A 19,583-nucleotide genomic window follows, 5' to 3' on the forward strand; every position below is an offset into this window, starting at 1 on the left:
CACCGGCACACGAACTTCGGCGCCCCGCCCTACGGGGCGCCGAACGCGTTTTCGGGCGCACCCATTCAGATCGTCACGACGATCTTGCCGAACTGTTCGTTGGATTCCAGGAACCGATGCGCCTCGACGATGTCTTCGAACCGAAAGGTTCGGGCGATGATCGGCTTCAACGAGCCGTCCGCCAGCCCGTCGAGGATGAAGGCCTTGGCCCGTGCCAGGCGAGCGGCATCGCCGGTGATCTCGTGCACGAGGTAGCCGCGCAAGACCAGGCTCTTGGTCAGCACGTTGAACAGTGGAAACGGCGTCGGCTCGGGGCTGAGCCCGCCATATTCGAGCAGGATGCCGCCCGGCGCCATGGCCGCGGTCAACGGCTCGAACGCCGGACCGCCAACCGCGTCGAGCACCATGCGAACGCCGTTTGCACCGGCAATCTCCTCCAGCCGCAATCGGATGTCCTCTTCGGCTGAGGCGATGACATGCGCGGCGCCGGCCTCGTGCAAGGCGTGCCGCTTGGCCGAGGTCCGCGTCAGCGCGACAGGGATTGCGCCGATCCGGTTCGCGATCTGAATGGCCGCGAGCCCGACGCTGCTCGATGCGGCCGTGATGGCGACGACGTCGCCGCGCCCCAGCCCGGCGATGTCCACCAGTGCGCCATACGCCGTCAGATATTGCATCCACACGGCCGCCGCCGCCTCGAAACTAAGCTCGCGCGGATGCTTGACGATGAGGTCGACTGGAAACGTCGCAAGCTCGGCATGGGCCGGCGATCGCACCATCGAGCGCGGCGGGACGATGCTGACGGCGTCGCCCGGCGCAAACCCGGCCACGCCTTCGCCGACGGCTTCGACGATACCCGCCGCCTCCAGCCCAAGGCCCGACGGAAACGTCGCGGTCTCGATATAGGTGCCCCTGCGCAGCAGCGCATCCGCACGATTGAGGCCGAGCGCCCTCGCGCGGATCTGCACCTCGCCGCGCGCCGGCGGCGCGACGTCGACGGTCTCGATGCGCAACACTTCGGGACCGCCATGCTGATGAAAACGAAAGATCCGGGCCATGGATCCACTCCAAAACAGTTGAATTGAATGGAGCTATGCCGCAGCCGCGGAAACGGATAAATCGCGGAAATCGGCGAGCAGTCGAAACCAGGAGTTTTCAATCATGGACCGCCTGACCAGCATGGCCGTGTTCGTCAGGGCCGTCGATCTCGGCTCGTTCGCAGCGGCGGCCGACGCTCTGGAGATGTCGGGGCCGATGGTCGGCAAGCATGTGCGCTTCCTCGAAGAGCGCCTCGGCGTCCGCCTTCTCAACCGGACCACGCGTCGCCAGAGCCTGACCGAGGCCGGGCAGGCCTATTACGAGCGCTGCCGCGCCGTGCTCAGGGAAGCCGAGACCGCAGATGCCGTCGTGGCCGACGACCGCACCGAGCCGCGCGGCAGGCTGCGCGTGACGATGCCGGCCCTGCTTGGACGCCACTGCATCGCGCCCCTGCTCATGAAGCTTGCGCGAAAATATCCGCTTCTCGAGCTCGATCTCTTCTTCGGCGATCCGATCGCCGACATCATCGAAGGCGGTTATGATCTTGCGATCCGGACCGGCGACCTCGACGACCAGTCCGGCCTGATCACGCGGCAGATCGGCGGCCAGCGCATGGTGGTGTGCGGCGCGCGGTCGTACCTGCGCGCCCATGGCAAGCCGAAGACGCTCGACGATCTCGCCGCGCACCAGGCGATCATCTACCGCCGCTCCGGGCGCGTCCGGCCATGGCTGTTTCCGCAACAAGGCCAGCCGCCGCGCGCGATCATGCCGTCAGGCCGGCTGAGGCTCGATGATCTCGAGGCGATTGCCGACGCCGCATCGCAGGGCATGGGGCTCGCTTGGCTGCCCTATTGGCTGGTCCGTGAACGTCTTGATGGCGGCGCGCTGGTTGCTGTCCTCAGGGGTCAGGGCGAATTCCTCTACGACTGCCATGCGCTGTGGCCCCGTTCGCCACAGATGCCGCCCAAAGTCCGCGCGGCCGTGGATGTGCTCGCCGCCGCGCTGCCGGAGCTGATGACATGATGCGGCGTCCGCCCCCCATTAACCCCGCGTCCACCATCCCGCCCGGCCCGCCGCCGGTAACCATTGCAATTAACAGACCCTCAACGCGGTCCCGACAAATTGACCGATGTTTCTGGAGATTTCCGCCGTGGATTTGTTGGTTTTCGAGTTCCTGGGGCTGGCGCTGGTCGGCATGTGCCTCGTAGTGGTGGCCCTGCCCTGCGCCCGCAAATCGTCAGGTCGGGTCCGCTACGAATAGGAATTTTAGCCGCAACGAGCGATTCCCAGGCGATGCAAGGCTCGAATTCGCTTAGAGCCCCTTGACATCACAGCGCTTTCGGCAGAACGGCTGATGGCAAGTGTCATGGGCCGTTCATGGATTTGATTACCACCACCGCTGACCTCGCGGCTGCCTGCAGCCGGCTGGCCAAGCACCCCGTTATTACCGTCGATACCGAGTTCCTGCGCGAGACCACCTATTACCCGCTGCTGTGCGTGGTGCAGATGGCCAGTCCCGAGGAAGCTGTCGTCATCGACACCCTGGCCGAGGGCATCGACCTCAAGCCGTTCTTCGAGCTGATGGCTAACGAGGCTGTGCTGAAGGTGTTTCACGCCGCGCGCCAGGACATCGAGATCATCTGGCACCAGGCGGGCATCATTCCGCACCCGGTGTTCGACACCCAGGTCGCGGCGATGGTGCTCGGCTACGGCGACAGCATCGCCTACGATGCCCTGGTCGAGAAGGTCACCGGCCACCGCCCGGACAAGACCCACCGCTTCACTGACTGGTCGCGCCGGCCGCTGACCAAGGAGCAGATGCATTACGCAGTCTCCGACGTCACCCATTTGCGCGACGTCTTCGCCGCGCTCGATGCCGACCTCAAGAAGCGCCGCCGCAGCGAATGGGTCTCGATCGAGATGGAGGTCCTGACCTCGCCCAAGACCTACGACTTCCACCCCGAGCGGGCCTGGGAACGGCTGAAGACGCGGGTGCGCAAGCCGAAAGACCTCGCCGTGCTGATGGAGGTCGCCGCCTGGCGCGAGCAGGAGGCGCAAAGCCGCGACGTGCCGCGCGGCCGCGTGCTGCGGGACGAAGCCGTCACCGACATCGCCACCCACGCGCCGAACACGCTGGAGAAGCTTGCGCATCTGCGCTCGGTGCCGAAGGGCTTCGAGAAGTCCAAATGGGGCGCCGACATCGTCGCCGCGGTCGAACGCGGGCTGGCGCGGGATTTCTCGACGCTGCCGAAGCTGGAGAAGCCGCGCAACAATAACAACGGCGCGGCGACCGTCGAGCTGCTGAAGGTGCTGCTGCGCATGACCGCCGAGCGTCATGCGGTGGCGAGCAAGGTGATTGCGACCGTCGACGACCTCGAGGAGATCGCCGCCGACGACGACGCCGACGTACCGGCCCTGCGCGGCTGGCGCCGCGAGCTGTTCGGCGATGCCGCGCTGAAGCTGAAGCGCGGCGAGCTTGCGCTGGCGATCGAGAAGGGCCGCGTGATCGGGGTGCAGCGGACGTAGGCCTCGCGGGCCTATGGCATCGCACAATGCCAACCACACCGTCATTGCGAGCGTAGCGAAGCAATCCAGAATCTTTCCGTAGCAACAGTCTGGATTGCTTCGTCGCAAGGGCTCCTCGCAATGACGAGGAGAGACTGAACTCCTACGCCGGCGTCAGCTTCGCAACTTCGCCCTTCATGTCATCGAGCACGCCCGTGATCGCCGCCACCAGCTCGTCGATCTGGGCCTTGGTGGTGATCAGCGGCGGGCAGATGGCGATGGCATCCAGCATGTTGCGCGAGATGACGCCGCGCTCCTGCAGCATGCGGCTCGCCATGCCGCCGACCGCGCCGGGCGTTGCGGCGGCGGTCTTGCGGCCCTTGTCGAGCACGAGCTCGAGCGCTGCGATCATGCCGACGCCGCGGACCTCGCCGACCAGGGGATGGCTGGTGAGCTCGCGCAGTTTGCCTTGCATATAGCCGCCGAGCTCGGCCGCATGCGCGACGAGGCCACGCTCCTCGATGATCTTGAGGTTTTCCAGCGCAACCGCCGATCCGACCGGATGGCCGCCGGCGGTGAAACCGTGGCCGAGCACGCCGATCTTGTTGCTCTCGTCGGCGATCGGCTCGAACATGCGGTCGTTCATGATGATCGCCGACAGCGGGAAATAGCTCGAGGTGATCTGCTTGGAGACCACCATCGCGTCGGGCTTGATGCCATAGGTCTCGCAGCCGAACATCTTGCCGGTGCGACCAAAGCCGCAAATCACCTCGTCGGCGATCAGCAGGATGTCGTACTTCTTCAGCACCGCCTGGAGCTTGTCCCAATAGGCCGCCGGCGGCACCACGACGCCGCCCGCCCCCATCACCGGCTCGCCGAAGAAGGCGGCGATCGTATCAGGGCCTTCCTTCTGGATCAGCGCGTCGAGCTCCTCGGCCCGGCGCGTCGCGAAGGCTTCCTCGCTCTCGCCTGCAACCCCGTCCTTGTAGAAGTGCGGCGAGCCGGTGTGCAGGATGTTCGGCAGCGGCAGGTCGAACGAGCGGTGGTTGTTGGGCAGGCCGGTGAGGCTCGCCGACGCAATGGTGACGCCGTGATAGGCGCGCATGCGGCTGATGATCTTCTTTTTCTGCGGCTGGCCGAGCGAATTGGAGCGGTAGGCGATCAGCTTGAGGACGGTGTCGTTCGCCTCCGAGCCGGAATTGGTGAAGAACACCTTGCTCATCGGCACTGGCGCCAGCGCCACCAGCTTCTCGGCGAGGTCGATCGAAGGGCCGTGCGATTTGGCCGAGAAGGTGTGATAGAACGGCAGTACCTGCATCTGCTTGTGCGCGGCTTCGACCAGGCGCTTCTCGTTGAAGCCGAGCCCGACGCTCCACAGGCCCGCCATCGCCTCGAAATAGCGCTTGCCCGACGCATCGAACACGTAAGGCCCCTCGCCGCGCTCGATCACCAGGGGACCCGCCTGCTGATGGGCGCGGGCGTTGGTGTAAGCATGGAGCTGGTAAGCCACATCCCGGGCTTCTTGCGAGTTGGGCAGCATCGACATTTGCAGATATCCTTTAACTCGTGACGGCAGCAGGGCGGGCCGGCCTCGCACGCGATTGTCACGTCACGTGGATCAGGCTTACTTGGCTATTGCGGCGGGACCAAACTTGCAATGCCAATTCGTCGGCAGCGGGCGCTCAGCAGCGTTGCACAAAGCCGGACGCCGGGCAGCGCTCAGGCCGCGCCGTCGTCATCCTCGCCCTTCCCTGCGGCTTCCCTCACCTCGACCAGCGCCATCGAGAGCAGATAGACGGTCGTGGGCAGACCGACCCGGCGTGCGGTCTCAACGGCACGCGACAGGTCGCTCGCCAGCTCTTTCAGTTCGTCCTCCCGAGACAATGTTCCACCCCATCCATCCGCCGATCGCGTCAAGCTAGACCGCGACGGCGCCGCTCGTCTTGATCAGTTCGGCGCTGGACTGGATTGTAGCAAAATTGGCGATGACATTCATCACGGACGGCTTGTAGGTCGCCGCCTCGATCGTGCCGGGCGTCCGACAGGCGACGGCATCGCTGATCACGCGATAGCGGTGGCTGCGATGAAAGCCCTCGACGACGGTGGCCAGGATGGTCTCGTCGAGGGAAAAACCAGTCATGACGCAACGCAGATGGCGGACGCTGGACATGTGGTCGGCAAAACGCGCCGAGCTGTAGGCCGAAGGCAGCGGGTGCTCGAACGTCATCTCGCCCGGCCTGGGCTTTGCCTCTGCCATCCAATCGGTCAGCCTGGATGACGGATTGAACCACGACGCCTGCGCGATGCGCTTCAAATGCATCACCGGCCAGAGATTGCTCCGCCATAGCGCCAACAATTCCAGGCCGCGCCTGATGGTGGCGTCGCCGTCGAGGATGACGTGGCGACGCCCTGGGATCAGATATTCCACCTGGAGGTCCGCGCAGATCAGGACCAGCGGATCATCATGGGAGATCGGCATCGTCTTGCGCAGAGCTGCATCTGTTTCAGCGATCGGCGAGCGCGAGGTCCCGCAGCGGCGACGTCACCGCCCGTCCCGACGAGGCATCGAGCACGCCCGGGCGGTCCCAGTCGCCCTCGGGGCGGATGATCACGTAGGGATCGCTGTCCAGCGTGATCGCATCGGGCCCCGGCTCGATCTCGAGCAGCATCTCGGTGTAGGAGAAATCCGAGAAGGTGATCTTCCTGTTGTGGCCGAGCGGCTTGGCGCCGAAATGAGCCCAGAAATCGACCAGCCGGTCCTGCGCCTGGCCGTAGATCTTGCGAAAGCCCTTGCGCTTCACGAAGTCGATGCTCGCCTGCACCAGCTTGAACGAGAGCCGCGAGCGACGATATTGATGCCGCACCGCCAGCCGCTCGACCTTGGCGAAGTCGCCAAAGAAGCGGACCCGCAGGCAGCCCGCCGGCTCATTGCCGATATAGCCGATGAAATGCGCAGCGACCATGTCGTTACCGTCGAACTCCTCGTCGAACGGGCAATCCTGCTCGGCGAGATAGACCGCGGAGCGAATGGCGGTCACCAGCATGAGGTCGCTCGGATTTCGCGCGAGGCGAATGGTGATCGCGCGGGAGTCGGGCTTAGCGAGAGGGATCCTAGTGCCGTGCATCTGCGAAACTCCTTGCTTGGATGATTGCGCCCGACATCCGCATCGGCTGCCGATGCCAGGGGCGCTCGTAACACCAGAGGTCGGGCTGGAAGCTCGAAACCGGCGCGAAGCCGGTCGCCTTCATGATCTCGCGGCCGGCCACGGTTGACGGCTGCGCATAGCAATCTGCGCTTCGAAATCTTATCTGCCGCAGATGCGCCGCAGCCTTGCCAAGACCTGCGATGCCGCGGCCCGTCGCGGCGATCGCCCAGATGTAGATGGCGGCGACGTCCTCATCCGCGGCAGCGAGATAACGCGTTTCGGGCGCGGTCAGACAGATATCGTCGAGCAGCAATGCATCATGCCCGCGGTCGTTGAGAAACAGGAAGGCCATGCCGCCGAGCAGATTGCCTTTCCGAGAGAATGTCAGGATGCTCTGCGGATCGAAGGCGAAATACTTCGCGAGCTCCATGCCCTCGATCTGAACACCCGGCACCAGGCGGTGCGCCATCTCCGCGAGCGCGTCGATTTCGGAGAATTGCGCACAACGAACGTCCACCTCGGGGCTCAGCGGCAAGGCATCGAAATCATGCCTTGCGGCAAACGTGCCCCTTTCCATACTCATGTCGTCCCTCTATCGTTCGGAGGTTTTGTACGCCGCCATGAGCAGAAGCTTAGCGGCTGGAGATCAGGAGTATGCAGCAAGTATTGCACCGGGGTGCTGCAATGATGCAGCACCATGAAGAAGCGCTAAACGCGTCCTGGGACGATTTGAAACTGTTTTTAGCCTGCGCGAAATTTAAAAGTTTCCGCAACGCGGCCGAAGAGCTCGGCGCCACCTCCACCACGTTGATGCGCCGCATCGACCGCCTCGAAGACAGCATCGGTTGCAAGCTTTTCCTGCGCGACCCGAGCGGGCTCACGCTCAGCGACGAAGGCGCTGCCATGATCGCCGACGTCGCACACATGGAGCGTCACGCCTTCAACGTCTTCCGCCGCGCCTCGCGCTCGTCGAACGACACGTCGGGCACGGTGCGGGTCGCGGTGACGGAAGGCCCCGGAAATTTCTGGATCCTGCCGCGGCTGATCGACTTCCAGAAGACCTATCGCAAGATCACCGTCGACCTGCGTTGCGCCATGGAGCAGGCCGACGTCGCCCGGCTGGAGTCGGACATCGCGATTCAGCTCGAGCCGCCGACCAATCCCGATCTCATCGTCGCCAAGCTCGGCCGCCTGCATATCTATCCGTTCGTCTCCAGGGACTATGCCGATCTCTACGGTGTGCCGGCGACGCTCGCCGAACTGCCGAGCCACCGCATCATCAAGCAGAGCGCACCTCAGGTCGACGACGGCGCCTACGCCCGCGTGCTCGGGTTGAAATCCCTCGAGGGCATCGTCGGGATCAAGACCAATTCCTCGGTCGGCGTGCTCTATGCGGTCGAGCGCGGCGCCGGCATCGGTTTCCTGCCGACGGTGTCGATCGCGCTAGGCGCGTCGCTGATCGCCGTCGACCTCGGCGTCAGCCACCACGCCGATCTCTGGCTGACCTATCACAAGGAATTTCGCACCTCCGAGCGGCACAGGATCGTGGTCGACTGGCTGAAGCAGATCTTCGATCCCAGGACCTATCCCTGCTTCCGCGACGAGTTCATCCATCCGAACGCGCTGGTGCCGATGATGACGGGTGCACGCGAGGGCTTTGGATTGTCCGGATACGTTGCGGCAACACCGGCATAAAGACGCGCCGGCGTATCACCACCTGTATTCGAAGCCGACCGTGCCCTGGTGCGATGTCAGCTCGTTGCGAAACTTGCCGTCGTAGACGACGTAGAGCCGCGCGGTGTTGGTGAGGCTGAGCGAGGCGGATGCGCCGGCATCCATGCCGTAACGGCTCTCGCCGATGCCGGGGACGATGATGTTCTGGGTGCCCAGGCTGACCTGCACCGAGCCGAGGTCCTGATAGAAATTGTCGACGAACTTGCCGTAGGCCGACAGGTCGAGAATCTTCCGGTCGAAGATGAAATAGCGCCCGATCTCGGCGCCGATCATGACGCGCGCGCGTGCGATCGCGCTCGCGCCGACGCTCAGGGGATCCAGGCCGCCGGCCTCCTGGAATGCAGCACCGGTGGCGTGCACATATTCAAGCGCGCCCTTGGGCACGACGCGCATCTGGTCCCTGGTCCAGTAATAGCTGATCTCGGTCAGCGCGCCGTCGACCGCGGCGCGATAGCCCGCCGTCGCAAAGCCAAAGCCGGTGTCCCTGCTGGAACGGACCTTGCCGAAGCCATGCACGACCGCGAAGGCCCAGGTCCACGGCCCCTTGTCGACGGAGCCGTTGAAGCCGACCTGGGTCAGATCGAGCGTCGCCGATTGAAGCGCGAGCGGCACGTCGATGTCGGTATGGCTCTGGTCGACGGAGAAGCCGAGATTGACCCCAGGCGCGATCCGCGCACCGAAACCGGCGACACCGCCGAACGTCTTGCGCTTGTCGCCGACGAAGTCGCCCTGAGCATCGGTCCGGATCGAGATGCCGTAGCCCTCGTACCAGGTGCGATAGCGCGGATCCTCGGTGCTCTCGGAGGCACCGCCCCCACCGGGATTGGTGCGTGAGACCCGGTTGATGCCGCCGGAGGCCTGGTTGCCGAGGCGCTCCAGGAAGTTCGAGCCGAGATCGAGCGTGCTGCGGCCCGGGGACTGGTCGAAATTGGTCGGCGTTGGGCGTGGGGTCGGCGACGGGGTGGGTGTCGGAGTCGGCGTCGGAGATGCTGAAGGTGTCGGGCTCTGCGCAAAGCCCGAGGACGCCGGCATCATCACGATCACTGAAACGGCCAAGGCAATTGCCGTCACGATCCCGTGGACACGGTCCAGCCCGATCGTCCGCCGTATCCCCTGGAGCTGCCGCGTGCAGCACATGACGACAAATCCTGAAGCAAAAAGACGGCTCGCAAAAATGCAACACGAAGCGCGAGCAGGTGCGGCGATTTGTGCCGAACTGCCACGAAGGGTCAACCGGCTGGCATGCTCTCGCCAGGGTGATTGCCCCTGATTGTGGTTCCGCTGCCACAGCTCGCAAATTGCCGCGGGACATCTTCGCTGCGGTCTTGAAATTCGCGCGCGGCTTGCTAGCGCGCGGTTTTCGTGTTGGAATATCGTACACAATCGGAATTGGCCGCTCGGCTGTGCGTTTCGCGACAGACTCAAGACTCGAACAGACTTCCGGAAGCCCGTTTGTGACGTGGTACGCGAAAAAGCGGCCGCGTCTTTTTATTATCTAGCGGAGGAGACTAACGATGCCACAAAAGGGCACCGTCAAATGGTTCAACCCGACCAAGGGCTACGGGTTCATCAAGCCGAACGGCGGCGACAAGGACGTGTTCGTCCATATCTCGGCCGTCGAGCGTGCGGGCCTCTCGACCCTGAACGAGAACCAGGTGGTTGAATACGACCTCGTGGAGAACCGCGGCAAATCGTCCGCGGAGAACCTCAAGGTCTCCTGAGTCTCAAAGCTATCAGCGAGAGACCATGACGATGCCCCCGGCTCTGCCGGGGGATTTTGTTTAGACAGTACAAGCGGACTAAGCGCTTGGCCGGAGCTTCGAATATCACGATCAAACGACCGGAAACAACGATTCGCGAGCACCAGCGCCCGATTTCAACTCGGGACGCCGCACGCCTTGATTTTGGAATGACGACCGCTTTCGACGTTTTCGGCTCTGAGCTTCCCGATGAGGCTTCGCTGGTGTGTTCGATCAGCCCCGGCCGAATTACCAGCTGATCAATCGGTCATTTCGCAGCTCGTGAGTCCGAAACGGCTTTAGCTCAGCACCGGAGCAACCAAAAAATTCCCCGACGCCGCACTTCCCGCCGTCTTGCAGACGTCGCCTTCGATCCTGACCTTGCCGGTCGCAAGCAGGCTCAGCGCCGCCGGATAGATACGGTGCTCGACTTCGAGGATGCGCTCGGACAGCGTCTCGGCCGTGTCCTGATCGCTGACGGGCACCGCGCCCTGCATCACGATCGGGCCGGCATCAGTCTCTGGGATCACGAAATGCACCGTCGCGCCGGACAGTTTCACGCCGGCGCGCAGCGCCTGGCCATGCGGGTCGAGACCGGGGAACGACGGCAACAGCGACGGATGGATGTTGAGCATCCGCCCGTACCAGGCCTTGGTGAACTCGGCCGTGAACAGGCGCATGAAGCCGCCGAGGCAGATCAGTTCGATGCCGTGCTGGTCGAGCTCGGCCTGCAGCAGTTTCTCGAAACCGGCGCGGTCCTTGCCGAACGGCTTGCTCTCGATCACCAGTGTTTTCACACCGGCGGTCTTGGCCCGCTCGAGACCGAGCGCATCGGCCTTGTTCGAGATGACCAGCGAGATCTCCGCCGGAAAATCGGACGCACTGGCAGCCTTGATCAGCGCGGCCATGTTGGAACCGCGGCCGGAGATCAGGATGGCGACGCGCCGCTTCATCACAGCGCCAGATCGAGCTTGCCGTTGTAGACGACGCGGTGCTCGCCTTCGGCCGGGATCACGGTACCGAGCTGCGCGACGGTCTCGCCCGCATCGGTGAAGACCCGCACGACCTCGTCGACCTTGTCAGGCTCGACGACCGCGATCATGCCGATGCCGCAATTGAAGGTCCTGAGCATTTCGAGCTCGGCGATGCCGGCTTGCGCGGCCAGCCATTTGAATACCGGCAACACCGGCAGGCGCGCAAGGTCGATACCGACGCCGAGATCTGCGGGCAGCACGCGCGGGATGTTGTCGGTGAAACCGCCGCCGGTGATGTGCGCGAGGCCCTTCACCGCACCGGTTTCGCGGATCGCCCGCAAGCAGGATTTGACATAGAGCTTCGTCGGCGTCAGCAGCGCCCCACCGAGCGTCATGACAGGCGCGAACGGCGCCTGCGCAGCAAAGCCGAGGCCCGACTGTTCCACGATCTTGCGGACCAAGGAGAAGCCATTGGAGTGCACGCCCGAGGAGGCGAGGCCAATGACGGCATCGCCCGCGGCAATATCCTTGCGCGGCAGCAACGTGCCGCGCTCGGCCGCGCCGACGGCAAAGCCGCCGAGATCATAGTCGCCGTCCTTGTAGAGGCCGGGCATTTCGGCAGTCTCGCCGCCGATCAGGGCACAGCCGGACTCGCGGCAGCCCTCGGCAACACCGGCGACGATGGCGGCGGTGGCCTCAGGGTCGAGCTTGCCGCAGGCGAAATAGTCGAGGAAGAACAGCGGCTCGGCGCCCTGCACCACGAGGTCGTTGACGCTCATGGCGACGAGGTCGATGCCGATGCCGCCATGCAGGCCGGTCTCGATCGCGATCTTGACCTTGGTGCCGACGCCATCGGTGGCGGCGACCAAAACGGGATCCTTGAAGCCAGCCGCCTTGAGGTCGAACAGGCCGCCAAATCCGCCGATCTCGGCGTCGGCGCCCGGCCGTGCGGTGGCGCGCACCATCGGCTTGATCAGGTCGACCAGGCGGTTGCCCGCGTCGATATCGACGCCTGAATCGGCGTAAGTGAGGCCGTTTTTGCGGTCGGTCATGCCCGATTTCCAGTGGGTTTGCGGCTGGTTACGTCGAATTCCGGGGACGCGCAATGGCTCGCATGGCGCGCCCGCCTATACTATGTAGATATCAACCGGTTCAGCCTTCCAAGGGGCCGGATTCGAGGTCAGGCCGGGTGCCGGGAAGCGCCGCGTGAGTATTCCGAACATCATTACCCTGGGCCGCATCATGCTGGTCCCGATCATCGTCTGGGCCATCGTGTCGAGCCAAATGGAAGTGGCGTTCGCCGTCTTCCTGATCGCGGGCATCAGCGACGCCGTCGACGGTTTCCTGGCCAAGCGTTTCAACATGCAGAGCGAGCTCGGCGCCCTGCTCGACCCCCTGGCTGACAAAGCCTTGCTGGTCTCGATCTACCTGTCTCTCGGCATCTGGGGCGACATCCCGCGCTGGATTGTCATTCTGGTGGTGTCGCGCGACATCATGATCGTCGCCGCGGTGATCGTATCCTGGCTGTTCGACAAGCCGGTCGAGATGAAACCGTCGAAGGTGTCGAAGCTCAACACAGTAGCCCAGGTGGCCTATGCGGCGTTGGTGCTGGCCGCCCTTGCCTTCGGCTTTGGGCCGGCACCTTATGATATAGTGCTGATGGGCCTCGTCACGGTGTTCACGCTCTCGTCCGTGTCGCTCTATCTCGTCGAGTGGCTGCGGCACATGAGCACGATCGAGGCCAAATGAGCTGGGACATGGCGCCGTAAAAGGCCAACTCCCGACCAAATAAAGTCGAATCTCTTTCAGACAGCGCCGGCGCGCCGGCACGGAGCAAAGCAAGCGTGGCAGGCCGCGTTCATCCTCGACAATTGGCGTTCTCGCTTCCGCACGCGGAGAGCCTCAGCCGGGACAATTTCCTCGAGGGCCCGGCCAACGCGGCCGGCCTAGCCCTGATCGACAGCTGGCCGGAATGGCCGAGCCGGATCATGTGGCTCGCGGGGCCCGAAGGCTCCGGCAAGAGCCATCTGGCCGCGATCTGGGCCGAGGTATCAGGCGCCCGCTCGACCGCGGCCAATGCGCTGACCGCAGCCAGCGTCCCCGGCGCACTCGCGACCGGCGCGCTGGTGGTGGAGGATCTCAAGGCCGGAGATTTTGACGAGCGCGCCCTCTTCCATTTGATGAACCTCGCCCGCGAGGACGGCGCCCATGTGCTGTTCACCGGCCGCGAGGCGCCGGCCGCGATCGAAGTCGAGCTTCGCGATCTGCGCTCCCGGCTTCGGACCATTCCCGTGATTTCGCTGCTGCCCCCGGACGACCAGCTGTTCCGCGGCCTGATCGTCAAATTCTGCGCCGATCGGCAGCTCACCGTCGACGAGAGCGTAGTGGGGTACCTCGCAACCCGGCTGGAGCGCTCATCGGCCGCCGCCCGGCGCGCGGTGGAACAGCTCGACAGCGAGGCGCTGCGGCTCGGCCGCCCCGTTACGAGGGCGCTGGCTGCCGAGCTGCTCCGGGACGCCTGACAACCGGTGCTCCCTTCAATCTCTCCTTAAGGCCGCTTGACGCCGTGCCGAGGCGGAACATCAATGTCATCGAAACGTCATCGCACTAACACATGCTCCGGCCGGTTTTGCGTGTAAGTCGCAAATTGGGGCAATTTTGATGGACCGACTTCTCATGGACTCCGCGCAAGCTGTTGAAGCAAAAGAAAAAACGACGGAAGCCGAGAGCCTGCCGGCGATCGCCTCGAGCCCAGAGCGATTCATCAATCGCGAGCTGTCCTGGCTGCACTTCAACCGGCGCGTTCTGGAGGAATCGGTCAACGCCAGTCACCCCGCGCTGGAGCGGGTGCGATTCCTGTCGATTTCGGCAAATAACCTCGACGAGTTCTTCATGGTCCGCGTCGCCGGCATCAAGGCCCAGGTGCGCGAGGGCATCGCCGAACGTGCCCCTGACGGCCTGACCCCGTCCGAGCAGCTCGCGCTGATCAACCGCACCGTCTCGCAGCTCGCCTCCGACCAGCAGGCGATCTGGCGCGATTTGCGCGGCACACTGGCCGATGTCGGCATCGTGCTGCTCGACGGCAAGGAGGTCACCAGGGCGGAACGGACCTGGCTGGAGGACTATTTCCTCAACAACGTGTTCCCGCTGCTGACGCCGCTGGCGATCGATCCGGCGCACCCCTTCCCGTTCATCCCGAGCCTCGGTTTCACCATCGCGCTCCAGCTGACGCGCGAGGCCGACGGCAAGCCGATGAACGCCCTGATCCGCATGCCCGGCAAGATCGACCGCTTCATCCGCCTGCCGGCCGACGGCAAGGTCCGGCTGATCTCGCTGGAGCAGGCCACCAGCCTGTTCATCAACCGCCTGTTCCCCGGGTACGGTCTCCACGGCCAGGGCGCCTTCCGCATCATTCGCGACTCCGAGCTCGAAATCGAGGAAGAGGCCGAAGACCTCGTCCGCCTGTTCGAGACCGCGCTGAAGCGGCGGCGCCGCGGATCGGTGATCCGGCTCGAGATCGACGCCAAGATGCCGGAGGAGCTGCGCAGCTTCGTGCAGCACGCGCTCTCCGCCGCCGATGACGAGGTGTTCCTGGTCGACGGCGTGCTCGCCATGAACGAGCTGTCGCAGCTCACCCGCCTCGACCGGCCCGACCTCGAGTTCACCCCTTACGTGCCGCGCCATCCCGAGCGCGTGCGCGAGCATGGCGGCGACATCTTCGCGGCGATCAGGCAAAAGGACCTGATCGTCCATCATCCTTACGAATCCTTCGACGTCGTCGTGCAGTTCCTGCAGCAGGCCGCGCGCGATCCCGATGTCGTCGCGATCAAGCAGACGCTCTATCGCACCTCCAACAACTCGCCGATCGTGCGCGCGCTGGCGGAAGCCGCCGAAGCCGGCAAATCCGTCACCGCGCTGATCGAGCTGAAGGCGCGCTTCGACGAAGAGGCCAACATCCGCTGGGCGCGCGACCTCGAACGCGCCGGCGTGCAGGTCGTCTACGGCTTCCTCGAATTGAAGACGCACGCCAAGCTCTCGATGGTGGTCCGCCGCGAGGGTGGCAGCCTCACCACCTACGTTCATACCGGCACCGGCAATTATCACCCCGTGACCGCGCGTATCTACACGGACCTGTCCTACTTCACCTCGGACCCAACCATCGGCCGCGACGCCGCGCGCGTGTTCAACTTCATCACCGGCTATGCCGCGCCGAGCGATCTGGAAAAGATGGCGGTATCGCCGCTGACCCTGCGCAAGCGCATCATCGAGCACATCCAGGGCGAGACCGAGCACGCCCGTCACGGCAAGCCCGGCGCGGTCTGGATGAAGATGAATGCGCTTGTCGACCCCGACATCATCGACGCGCTCTACGAGGCCTCACAGGCCGGCGTGCAGGTCGAGCTCGTGGTGCGCGGTATCTGCTGCCTGCGTCCCGGCATCCCCGGCCTGTCGGAGAACATCCGCGTCAAGTCGATCATCGGACGCTTCCTGGAACACGGCCGAATCTACTGCTTCGGCATGGGCCAGGGCCTGCCGAGCGCAAAAGCGGCTGTGTATATCTCGTCGGCCGATATGATGCCGCGCAACCTCGACCGCCGCGTCGAGGTGCTGTGTCCGCTGCAAAATCCCACGGTCCATCAGCAGGTTCTCGAACAGATCATGGTCGCGAATCTCAAGGACAATGAGCAGAGCTGGCAATTGTTGCCGGACGGGTCCTCAACGCGTATGAAGGCCGCGAAGGGCGAGGAGCCTTTCAACGTGCACAACTACTTCATGACAAATCCGAGTCTGTCTGGCCGTGGAAAGTCGCTCAAGGAATCCTCGCCGCGGCGTCTCACGCGCCGGAACGAACGCCATCAGTCCTGACCGGAGATCCTTGCCGTGAAACGCCCGCGCAAGCGTGGCGCTAGCGTCGCGGTCATCGACATCGGCTCCAACTCGGTGCGTCTCGTCGTCTACGAGGCGCTGGCACGGAGCCTGATCCCGATCTTCAACGAGAAGACACTGTGCGGCCTCGGGCGCGAGGTGCAGAGCACGGGTCTGCTCGCGCCTGATGCCGTCGACAAGGCCCTGACCTCGCTGAAGCGCTTCCGCGCGCTGTGCCGCGTGATGCAGGTCGGCCGCGTGTTCGCGATCGCGACCGCGGCCTGCCGTGACGCCTCCAACGGGCCCGACTTCATCGCGAAAGCCGAGCGCATCTGCGCCGTGAAGATCGAGATCCTGTCGGGACCGCGCGAGGCAAAGCTGTCGGCACTCGGCGTGATCTCGGGCATTCACAGTCCCGACGGCATCGTCGGCGATCTCGGTGGCGGCTCGTTGGAATTGATCGACGTGCGCAGGAACAGCGTGCGCAGCGGCGTGACGCTGCCGCTCGGCGGCCTGGCGCTGCAGGACCTCGCCCACAAATCGCTCAAGCGTGCCGACCGCATCGTGCGCGAGGCGATCGACGAGGTCGAGCTGCTCGCCGCCGGTCGCGGCCGCACCTTCTACGCCGTCGGCGGCACCTGGCGAGCGCTCGCGCGCATCCACATCATCCAGAGCGGCTATCCGCTCCAGGTGATGCACGGCTATTCCATTGCCGCGGCCGAGGCGCTCGATTTCGCCCGCCGCCTGCGGCGCCTCGCCGCCGCGGACATGCTGGCCGACATCGAGGTCGTCGCCGATGCGCGCCGCCCTCTCCTGACCTATGCAGCGCTGGTGCTCGAGCACATCATCCGGGTCGCCAAGCCGAAGACCATCGTGTTCTCGACCTTCGGCGTGCGCGAGGGCCTGCTGCACGAGAAGCTGCCGGCGACCGAGCGCAACAAGGACGGACTGATCTGCGCCGCCGAGGAGCTGAACCAGCTGCTGTCGCGCTCGGCGAAACATGCTCGTGAGCTGATGGCTTGGACCGATCGCCTCGCGCGCGTCGTGAAGCTGCGCGAGACCGAGGAAGACCGCCGCCTGCGCCACACTGCCTGCCTGCTGTCCGACATCGGCTGGCGCGTCCACCCTGATCATCGCGGCGAGCAGACGCTGAGCCTCGTGGTCAATGCCAATTTCGGCGCGATCGACCATCGCGAGCGCGCCTTCGTCGGACTGTCGGTGTTCTATCGCTATGCCGGCCTCAGCGAGGAGAACCAGCCGCCGCTGACCATGCAGGAATTGCTGACGCCGGCGCAGCTCGAGCGGGCCCGCCTGTTGGGTGCGGCGTTCCGCGTCGCGCATCTGATCTCGGCCGCGCGCCCGGGCGTGCTGCCGGCGACGCATTTCCGCAGCCAGGGGCGTAACCTCATGCTGGTGTTCGAGCACAGGCTCGGAGATCTCGTCGCCGACCGCGTCGGCAGCCGCTTCAAGCAGCTCGCCCGCCTGATCGGGCGATCCGGTTCGATCGTCCGGCGCTAGAGGTTATTCCGCCGACGCCTTCGCGTGCTGCTCGGACGCCTCCAACGCGGCGGCATGCAGGCTGCGCCGGCGCCAGATCCCGCCGACCACCAGAACGACGACGACACCGAGCGCGGCGCAGAGATATTCGGCGCCGCCGCCATGGGCGAATTGCGGCGGGATGTGCAGAGTGCCGAGCATGCGGTCCAGCGAGGCGTCGAGCGGACCTTCGGCCAGCCCGTGCAGCTTCGGCGCAACGCCGGGATCGGTCGCGATCACCTCGCCCGCGATCCAGCCGAGCAGCGCCGCACCGGCCCAGACCAGGATCGGCAGTTTTGACAGCAGCGCCATGATCAGCGCCGCGCCGGCGACGATCAACGGCACCGAGATGGCAAGGCCGAGCACCAAGAGCGGCACGCTGCCATTGGCGGCAGCGGCAACCGCGATGACGTTGTCGAGACTCATGACGATGTCGGCGACGACGACGATCTGCACCGCCTGCCACAGATGCGAGGCCGACTCGACGCCGTCCTCGTCCTCGTTTTCCGGCACCAAAAGCTTTGCCGCGATCACGATCAGTGCGAGGCCGCCGACCAGCTTGAGGTAGGGCAGCTCCATCAGGCTCGCGACGATGCCGGTGAAGATGATCCGCAGCAGCACCGCAGCGCCCGCGCCGAGCACCATGCCCCACAGCCGGTGCCGCGGCTTGAGGCCGCGACAGGCGAGCGCGATCACCAGCGCGTTGTCGCCGGACAACAGGATGTTGATCCAGATGATCTTGCCGACCGCAATCCAGAAGGTCGGTTCGGCCATCTCATTGCGGAACTGGGTGAAGAATGCCCCGATCGTGGCGGGATCGAAGATCTGCCAGAGCCAGTTCACAATGAGTCCTTTCGCCCCGTCGACTTTGCCTGTCGGCTGCTAGCCGACGATCTCGTTGCCCGAGAAGAACTGCGCGATCTCGATCGCGGCGGTCTCCGGAGCGTCCGAACCGTGGGCCGAGTTCTCGCCGATCGACTTGGCGTAGAGCTTGCGGATGGTGCCGTCGGCCGCCTTGGACGGATCCGTGGCACCCATGACGTCGCGATATTTGGCGACGGCGTTCTCGCCCTCCAGCACCTGGACGACCACCGGGCCGGAGGTCATGAACTCGACCAGCTCGCCGAAAAACGGCCGGGCCTTGTGGACGGCGTAGAAGGTCTCGGCCTGATCCTTGGTCATGCGGATGCGCTTCTGCGCGACGATGCGCAGGCCCGCCTTCTCGATCACGGCGTTGACGGCACCGGTCAGGTTACGCGCGGTCGCGTCGGGCTTGATGATCGAGAAAGTGCGTTCGATGGCCATGATCTTGTCCTTGAAGAGGAAATGGTGGTTCGGAGTTGCGGGGCTTATATCGGCGCCTTCGCGATCCGGCAAGCGACCGCCGGAACGCCCCACGGACGCTTCGCCGCAGGGTCCAAGTGGTGATTCCATCATGGATTACAACGATTTCACCCAGATGAACCCAATCTGAAGGCTCCGTCAGGGTTCGGTTCAGCCTTGCGGGCGTAACGTCAGCGCCATCGAAACCAAAGCCTCCTTGTCGAGGCGGACCGTTTCGGCGGCCTTTCCATCGACGCGATAGCCCCGCGCCGACAGTTTTGAGGAGATCATCATGTTGAGGAAACTTTCGCTCGCTGCAGTCGCCGCGGTCGCCCTGGGTGCCGCGCTGGCTCCCACCTCCGCCTCCGCTCACTGGCATGGCGGCTGGGGCTGGCACGGTGGCGGCTGGCACCATGGCTGGGGCTGGGGCGGACCGCGCTTCTACGCCGCGCCCGTCGCTTACGGCTACGGCTACGGCGGCTGCTATGTGCGCCGGCTGGTCCCAACCCCCTGGGGACCCCGCTGGCGGCTGATCAACCGCTGCTACTGATCCCTGAAGCACTTTCCTGAGGTACCGTTCCCCCCTGCGGTACCTTCCAAGAGAGGCCCCGGCGCTCCCCCCGCCGGGGCCTTGTATTTGGGCAGATACGGCGAATTCATACAATTTTTACTAGAATGCCGGGCATTGCCAACCCTCGGCGAAACTATTTTGGGGGCCTGTGACT

At 64.7% G+C, this 19,583-nt stretch carries 21 protein-coding genes; 9 read left to right on the plus strand and 12 right to left on the minus strand.

Going from position 1 to position 19,583, the window contains the following annotated elements; genetic code table 11:
* Positions 1 to 65: 65 nt before the first annotated feature.
* Positions 66 to 1,055: a zinc-dependent alcohol dehydrogenase family protein gene (locus G8O24_RS02295; RefSeq protein ID WP_188096066.1), complete on the minus strand. Its 990-nt coding sequence runs from the start codon at positions 1,053 to 1,055 to the stop codon at positions 66 to 68.
* A gap of 103 nt (positions 1,056 to 1,158) precedes the next feature.
* Between G8O24_RS02295 and G8O24_RS02300 the strand changes: the two genes are divergently transcribed.
* Together G8O24_RS02300 and rnd are read left to right on the plus strand one after the other, a co-directional pair.
* Positions 1,159 to 2,058 (plus strand): LysR family transcriptional regulator, encoded by a 900-nt coding sequence (locus tag G8O24_RS02300; protein WP_188096068.1) that lies wholly within the window; start codon positions 1,159 to 1,161, stop codon positions 2,056 to 2,058.
* A 354-nt stretch (positions 2,059 to 2,412) separates the two neighbouring features.
* Positions 2,413 to 3,561 (plus strand): ribonuclease D, encoded by a 1,149-nt coding sequence (gene rnd, locus G8O24_RS02305; RefSeq protein WP_188096069.1) that lies wholly within the window; start codon positions 2,413 to 2,415, stop codon positions 3,559 to 3,561.
* 142 nt (positions 3,562 to 3,703) lie between these two features.
* Here the strand turns inward: rnd and G8O24_RS02310 are convergent, their stop codons facing one another.
* The 5 genes from G8O24_RS02310 to G8O24_RS02330 form a co-directional block, all read right to left on the minus strand.
* Positions 3,704 to 5,086 carry an aspartate aminotransferase family protein gene (locus G8O24_RS02310; RefSeq protein ID WP_188096071.1) on the minus strand — a complete coding sequence of 461 codons (1,383 nt, stop codon included), beginning with the start codon at positions 5,084 to 5,086 and terminating at the stop codon, positions 3,704 to 3,706.
* Between the two features lie 173 nt (positions 5,087 to 5,259).
* Positions 5,260 to 5,424: a hypothetical protein gene (locus G8O24_RS02315; protein ID WP_188096073.1), complete on the minus strand. Its 165-nt coding sequence runs from the start codon at positions 5,422 to 5,424 to the stop codon at positions 5,260 to 5,262.
* A 34-nt stretch (positions 5,425 to 5,458) separates the two neighbouring features.
* Positions 5,459 to 6,019 (minus strand): cysteine hydrolase family protein, encoded by a 561-nt coding sequence (locus tag G8O24_RS02320; RefSeq protein ID WP_188096075.1) that lies wholly within the window; start codon positions 6,017 to 6,019, stop codon positions 5,459 to 5,461.
* A gap of 25 nt (positions 6,020 to 6,044) precedes the next feature.
* A complete protein-coding gene (locus tag G8O24_RS02325; RefSeq protein WP_188096077.1) occupies positions 6,045 to 6,665 on the minus strand; it encodes a GNAT family N-acetyltransferase in 621 nt (206 codons plus the stop codon).
* Positions 6,652 to 7,269 (minus strand): hypothetical protein, encoded by a 618-nt coding sequence (locus G8O24_RS02330; RefSeq protein WP_188096079.1) that lies wholly within the window; start codon positions 7,267 to 7,269, stop codon positions 6,652 to 6,654. The genes G8O24_RS02325 and G8O24_RS02330 overlap by 14 nt, the downstream gene beginning before the upstream one ends.
* A 71-nt stretch (positions 7,270 to 7,340) precedes the next feature.
* Here G8O24_RS02330 and G8O24_RS02335 point away from each other — a divergent pair, with 71 nt between their 5' ends.
* Entirely contained in the window at positions 7,341 to 8,381 is a 1,041-nt protein-coding gene (locus G8O24_RS02335; RefSeq protein WP_188096081.1) for a LysR family transcriptional regulator, read from the plus strand.
* Positions 8,382 to 8,396: 15 nt separating this feature from the next.
* Here G8O24_RS02335 and G8O24_RS02340 read toward each other — a convergent pair whose 3' ends face one another.
* A complete protein-coding gene (locus G8O24_RS02340) occupies positions 8,397 to 9,557 on the minus strand; it encodes an autotransporter outer membrane beta-barrel domain-containing protein (protein ID WP_188096083.1) in 1,161 nt (386 codons plus the stop codon).
* A 377-nt stretch (positions 9,558 to 9,934) separates the two neighbouring features.
* Between G8O24_RS02340 and G8O24_RS02345 the strand changes: the two genes are divergently transcribed.
* Positions 9,935 to 10,141, plus strand: coding sequence for a cold-shock protein (locus G8O24_RS02345; protein ID WP_008551638.1), 207 nt, complete (start codon positions 9,935 to 9,937; stop codon positions 10,139 to 10,141).
* Positions 10,142 to 10,458: 317 nt separating this feature from the next.
* On the opposite strand, the gene purN is transcribed toward G8O24_RS02345, so the two are convergent.
* Positions 10,459 to 11,112, minus strand: a complete 654-nt coding sequence (purN, locus tag G8O24_RS02350) for a phosphoribosylglycinamide formyltransferase (protein ID WP_188096085.1) — start codon at positions 11,110 to 11,112, stop codon at positions 10,459 to 10,461.
* Positions 11,112 to 12,185 carry a phosphoribosylformylglycinamidine cyclo-ligase gene (purM, locus tag G8O24_RS02355; RefSeq protein ID WP_188096087.1) on the minus strand — a complete coding sequence of 358 codons (1,074 nt, stop codon included), beginning with the start codon at positions 12,183 to 12,185 and terminating at the stop codon, positions 11,112 to 11,114. The genes purN and purM overlap by 1 nt, the downstream gene beginning before the upstream one ends.
* Before the next feature lie 154 nt (positions 12,186 to 12,339).
* Here purM and G8O24_RS02360 point away from each other — a divergent pair, with 154 nt between their 5' ends.
* The 4 genes from G8O24_RS02360 to ppx all read left to right on the plus strand — a co-directional run bounded on the left by G8O24_RS02360 (position 12,340) and on the right by ppx (position 17,517).
* Positions 12,340 to 12,882: a CDP-alcohol phosphatidyltransferase family protein gene (locus G8O24_RS02360; RefSeq protein WP_188096089.1), complete on the plus strand. Its 543-nt coding sequence runs from the start codon at positions 12,340 to 12,342 to the stop codon at positions 12,880 to 12,882.
* Positions 12,883 to 12,977: 95 nt separating this feature from the next.
* Positions 12,978 to 13,655 carry a P-loop NTPase family protein gene (locus tag G8O24_RS02365; protein ID WP_188096091.1) on the plus strand — a complete coding sequence of 226 codons (678 nt, stop codon included), beginning with the start codon at positions 12,978 to 12,980 and terminating at the stop codon, positions 13,653 to 13,655.
* A 154-nt stretch (positions 13,656 to 13,809) separates the two neighbouring features.
* Positions 13,810 to 15,999 carry an RNA degradosome polyphosphate kinase gene (locus G8O24_RS02370; RefSeq protein ID WP_188096181.1) on the plus strand — a complete coding sequence of 730 codons (2,190 nt, stop codon included), beginning with the start codon at positions 13,810 to 13,812 and terminating at the stop codon, positions 15,997 to 15,999.
* A gap of 15 nt (positions 16,000 to 16,014) precedes the next feature.
* Positions 16,015 to 17,517 (plus strand): exopolyphosphatase, encoded by a 1,503-nt coding sequence (gene ppx, locus G8O24_RS02375; protein WP_188096093.1) that lies wholly within the window; start codon positions 16,015 to 16,017, stop codon positions 17,515 to 17,517.
* Between the two features lie 3 nt (positions 17,518 to 17,520).
* Here ppx and G8O24_RS02380 read toward each other — a convergent pair whose 3' ends face one another.
* From G8O24_RS02380 to G8O24_RS45095, 3 genes are all read right to left on the minus strand, one after another.
* Positions 17,521 to 18,378: a TerC family protein gene (locus G8O24_RS02380; protein ID WP_188096095.1), complete on the minus strand. Its 858-nt coding sequence runs from the start codon at positions 18,376 to 18,378 to the stop codon at positions 17,521 to 17,523.
* Between the two features lie 39 nt (positions 18,379 to 18,417).
* Positions 18,418 to 18,840, minus strand: coding sequence for a nucleoside-diphosphate kinase (ndk, locus tag G8O24_RS02385; RefSeq protein WP_128965856.1), 423 nt, complete (start codon positions 18,838 to 18,840; stop codon positions 18,418 to 18,420).
* Positions 18,841 to 19,029: 189 nt separating this feature from the next.
* Complete coding sequence (locus tag G8O24_RS45095) at positions 19,030 to 19,152, minus strand: hypothetical protein (protein WP_283815484.1); 123 nt, start codon at positions 19,150 to 19,152, stop codon at positions 19,030 to 19,032.
* Between G8O24_RS45095 and G8O24_RS02390 the strand changes: the two genes are divergently transcribed.
* A complete protein-coding gene (locus G8O24_RS02390; RefSeq protein ID WP_188096097.1) occupies positions 19,151 to 19,408 on the plus strand; it encodes a sulfur globule protein precursor in 258 nt (85 codons plus the stop codon). The two genes, G8O24_RS45095 and G8O24_RS02390, sit on opposite strands and share 2 nt — an antisense overlap.
* Positions 19,409 to 19,583 lie beyond the last annotated feature (175 nt).

Origin of the sequence: Bradyrhizobium campsiandrae (assembly GCF_014529705.1) — a bacterium.
Classification (GTDB): Bacteria; Pseudomonadota; Alphaproteobacteria; order Rhizobiales; family Xanthobacteraceae; genus Bradyrhizobium; species Bradyrhizobium campsiandrae.

Excerpts from the sequence above, each read along its gene's own strand:
- G8O24_RS02295 (WP_188096066.1), bottom strand. The coding sequence starts at position 1,055 with ATGGCCCGGATCTTTCGTTTTCATCAGCATGGCGGTCCCGAAGTGTTG.
- G8O24_RS02300 (WP_188096068.1), top strand. The coding sequence starts at position 1,159 with ATGGACCGCCTGACCAGCATGGCCGTGTTCGTCAGGGCCGTCGATCTC.
- rnd (WP_188096069.1), top strand. The coding sequence starts at position 2,413 with ATGGATTTGATTACCACCACCGCTGACCTCGCGGCTGCCTGCAGCCGG.
- G8O24_RS02310 (WP_188096071.1), bottom strand. The coding sequence starts at position 5,086 with ATGTCGATGCTGCCCAACTCGCAAGAAGCCCGGGATGTGGCTTACCAG.
- G8O24_RS02320 (WP_188096075.1), bottom strand. The coding sequence starts at position 6,019 with ATGCCGATCTCCCATGATGATCCGCTGGTCCTGATCTGCGCGGACCTC.
- G8O24_RS02325 (WP_188096077.1), bottom strand. The coding sequence starts at position 6,665 with ATGCACGGCACTAGGATCCCTCTCGCTAAGCCCGACTCCCGCGCGATC.
- G8O24_RS02330 (WP_188096079.1), bottom strand. The coding sequence starts at position 7,269 with ATGAGTATGGAAAGGGGCACGTTTGCCGCAAGGCATGATTTCGATGCC.
- G8O24_RS02335 (WP_188096081.1), top strand. The coding sequence starts at position 7,341 with ATGCAGCAAGTATTGCACCGGGGTGCTGCAATGATGCAGCACCATGAA.
- G8O24_RS02340 (WP_188096083.1), bottom strand. The coding sequence starts at position 9,557 with ATGTGCTGCACGCGGCAGCTCCAGGGGATACGGCGGACGATCGGGCTG.
- G8O24_RS02345 (WP_008551638.1), top strand. The coding sequence starts at position 9,935 with ATGCCACAAAAGGGCACCGTCAAATGGTTCAACCCGACCAAGGGCTAC.
- purN (WP_188096085.1), bottom strand. The coding sequence starts at position 11,112 with ATGAAGCGGCGCGTCGCCATCCTGATCTCCGGCCGCGGTTCCAACATG.
- purM (WP_188096087.1), bottom strand. The coding sequence starts at position 12,185 with ATGACCGACCGCAAAAACGGCCTCACTTACGCCGATTCAGGCGTCGAT.
- G8O24_RS02370 (WP_188096181.1), top strand. The coding sequence starts at position 13,810 with ATGGACTCCGCGCAAGCTGTTGAAGCAAAAGAAAAAACGACGGAAGCC.
- ndk (WP_128965856.1), bottom strand. The coding sequence starts at position 18,840 with ATGGCCATCGAACGCACTTTCTCGATCATCAAGCCCGACGCGACCGCG.
- G8O24_RS02390 (WP_188096097.1), top strand. The coding sequence starts at position 19,151 with ATGTTGAGGAAACTTTCGCTCGCTGCAGTCGCCGCGGTCGCCCTGGGT.
- G8O24_RS45095 (WP_283815484.1), bottom strand. The coding sequence starts at position 19,152 with ATGATGATCTCCTCAAAACTGTCGGCGCGGGGCTATCGCGTCGATGGA.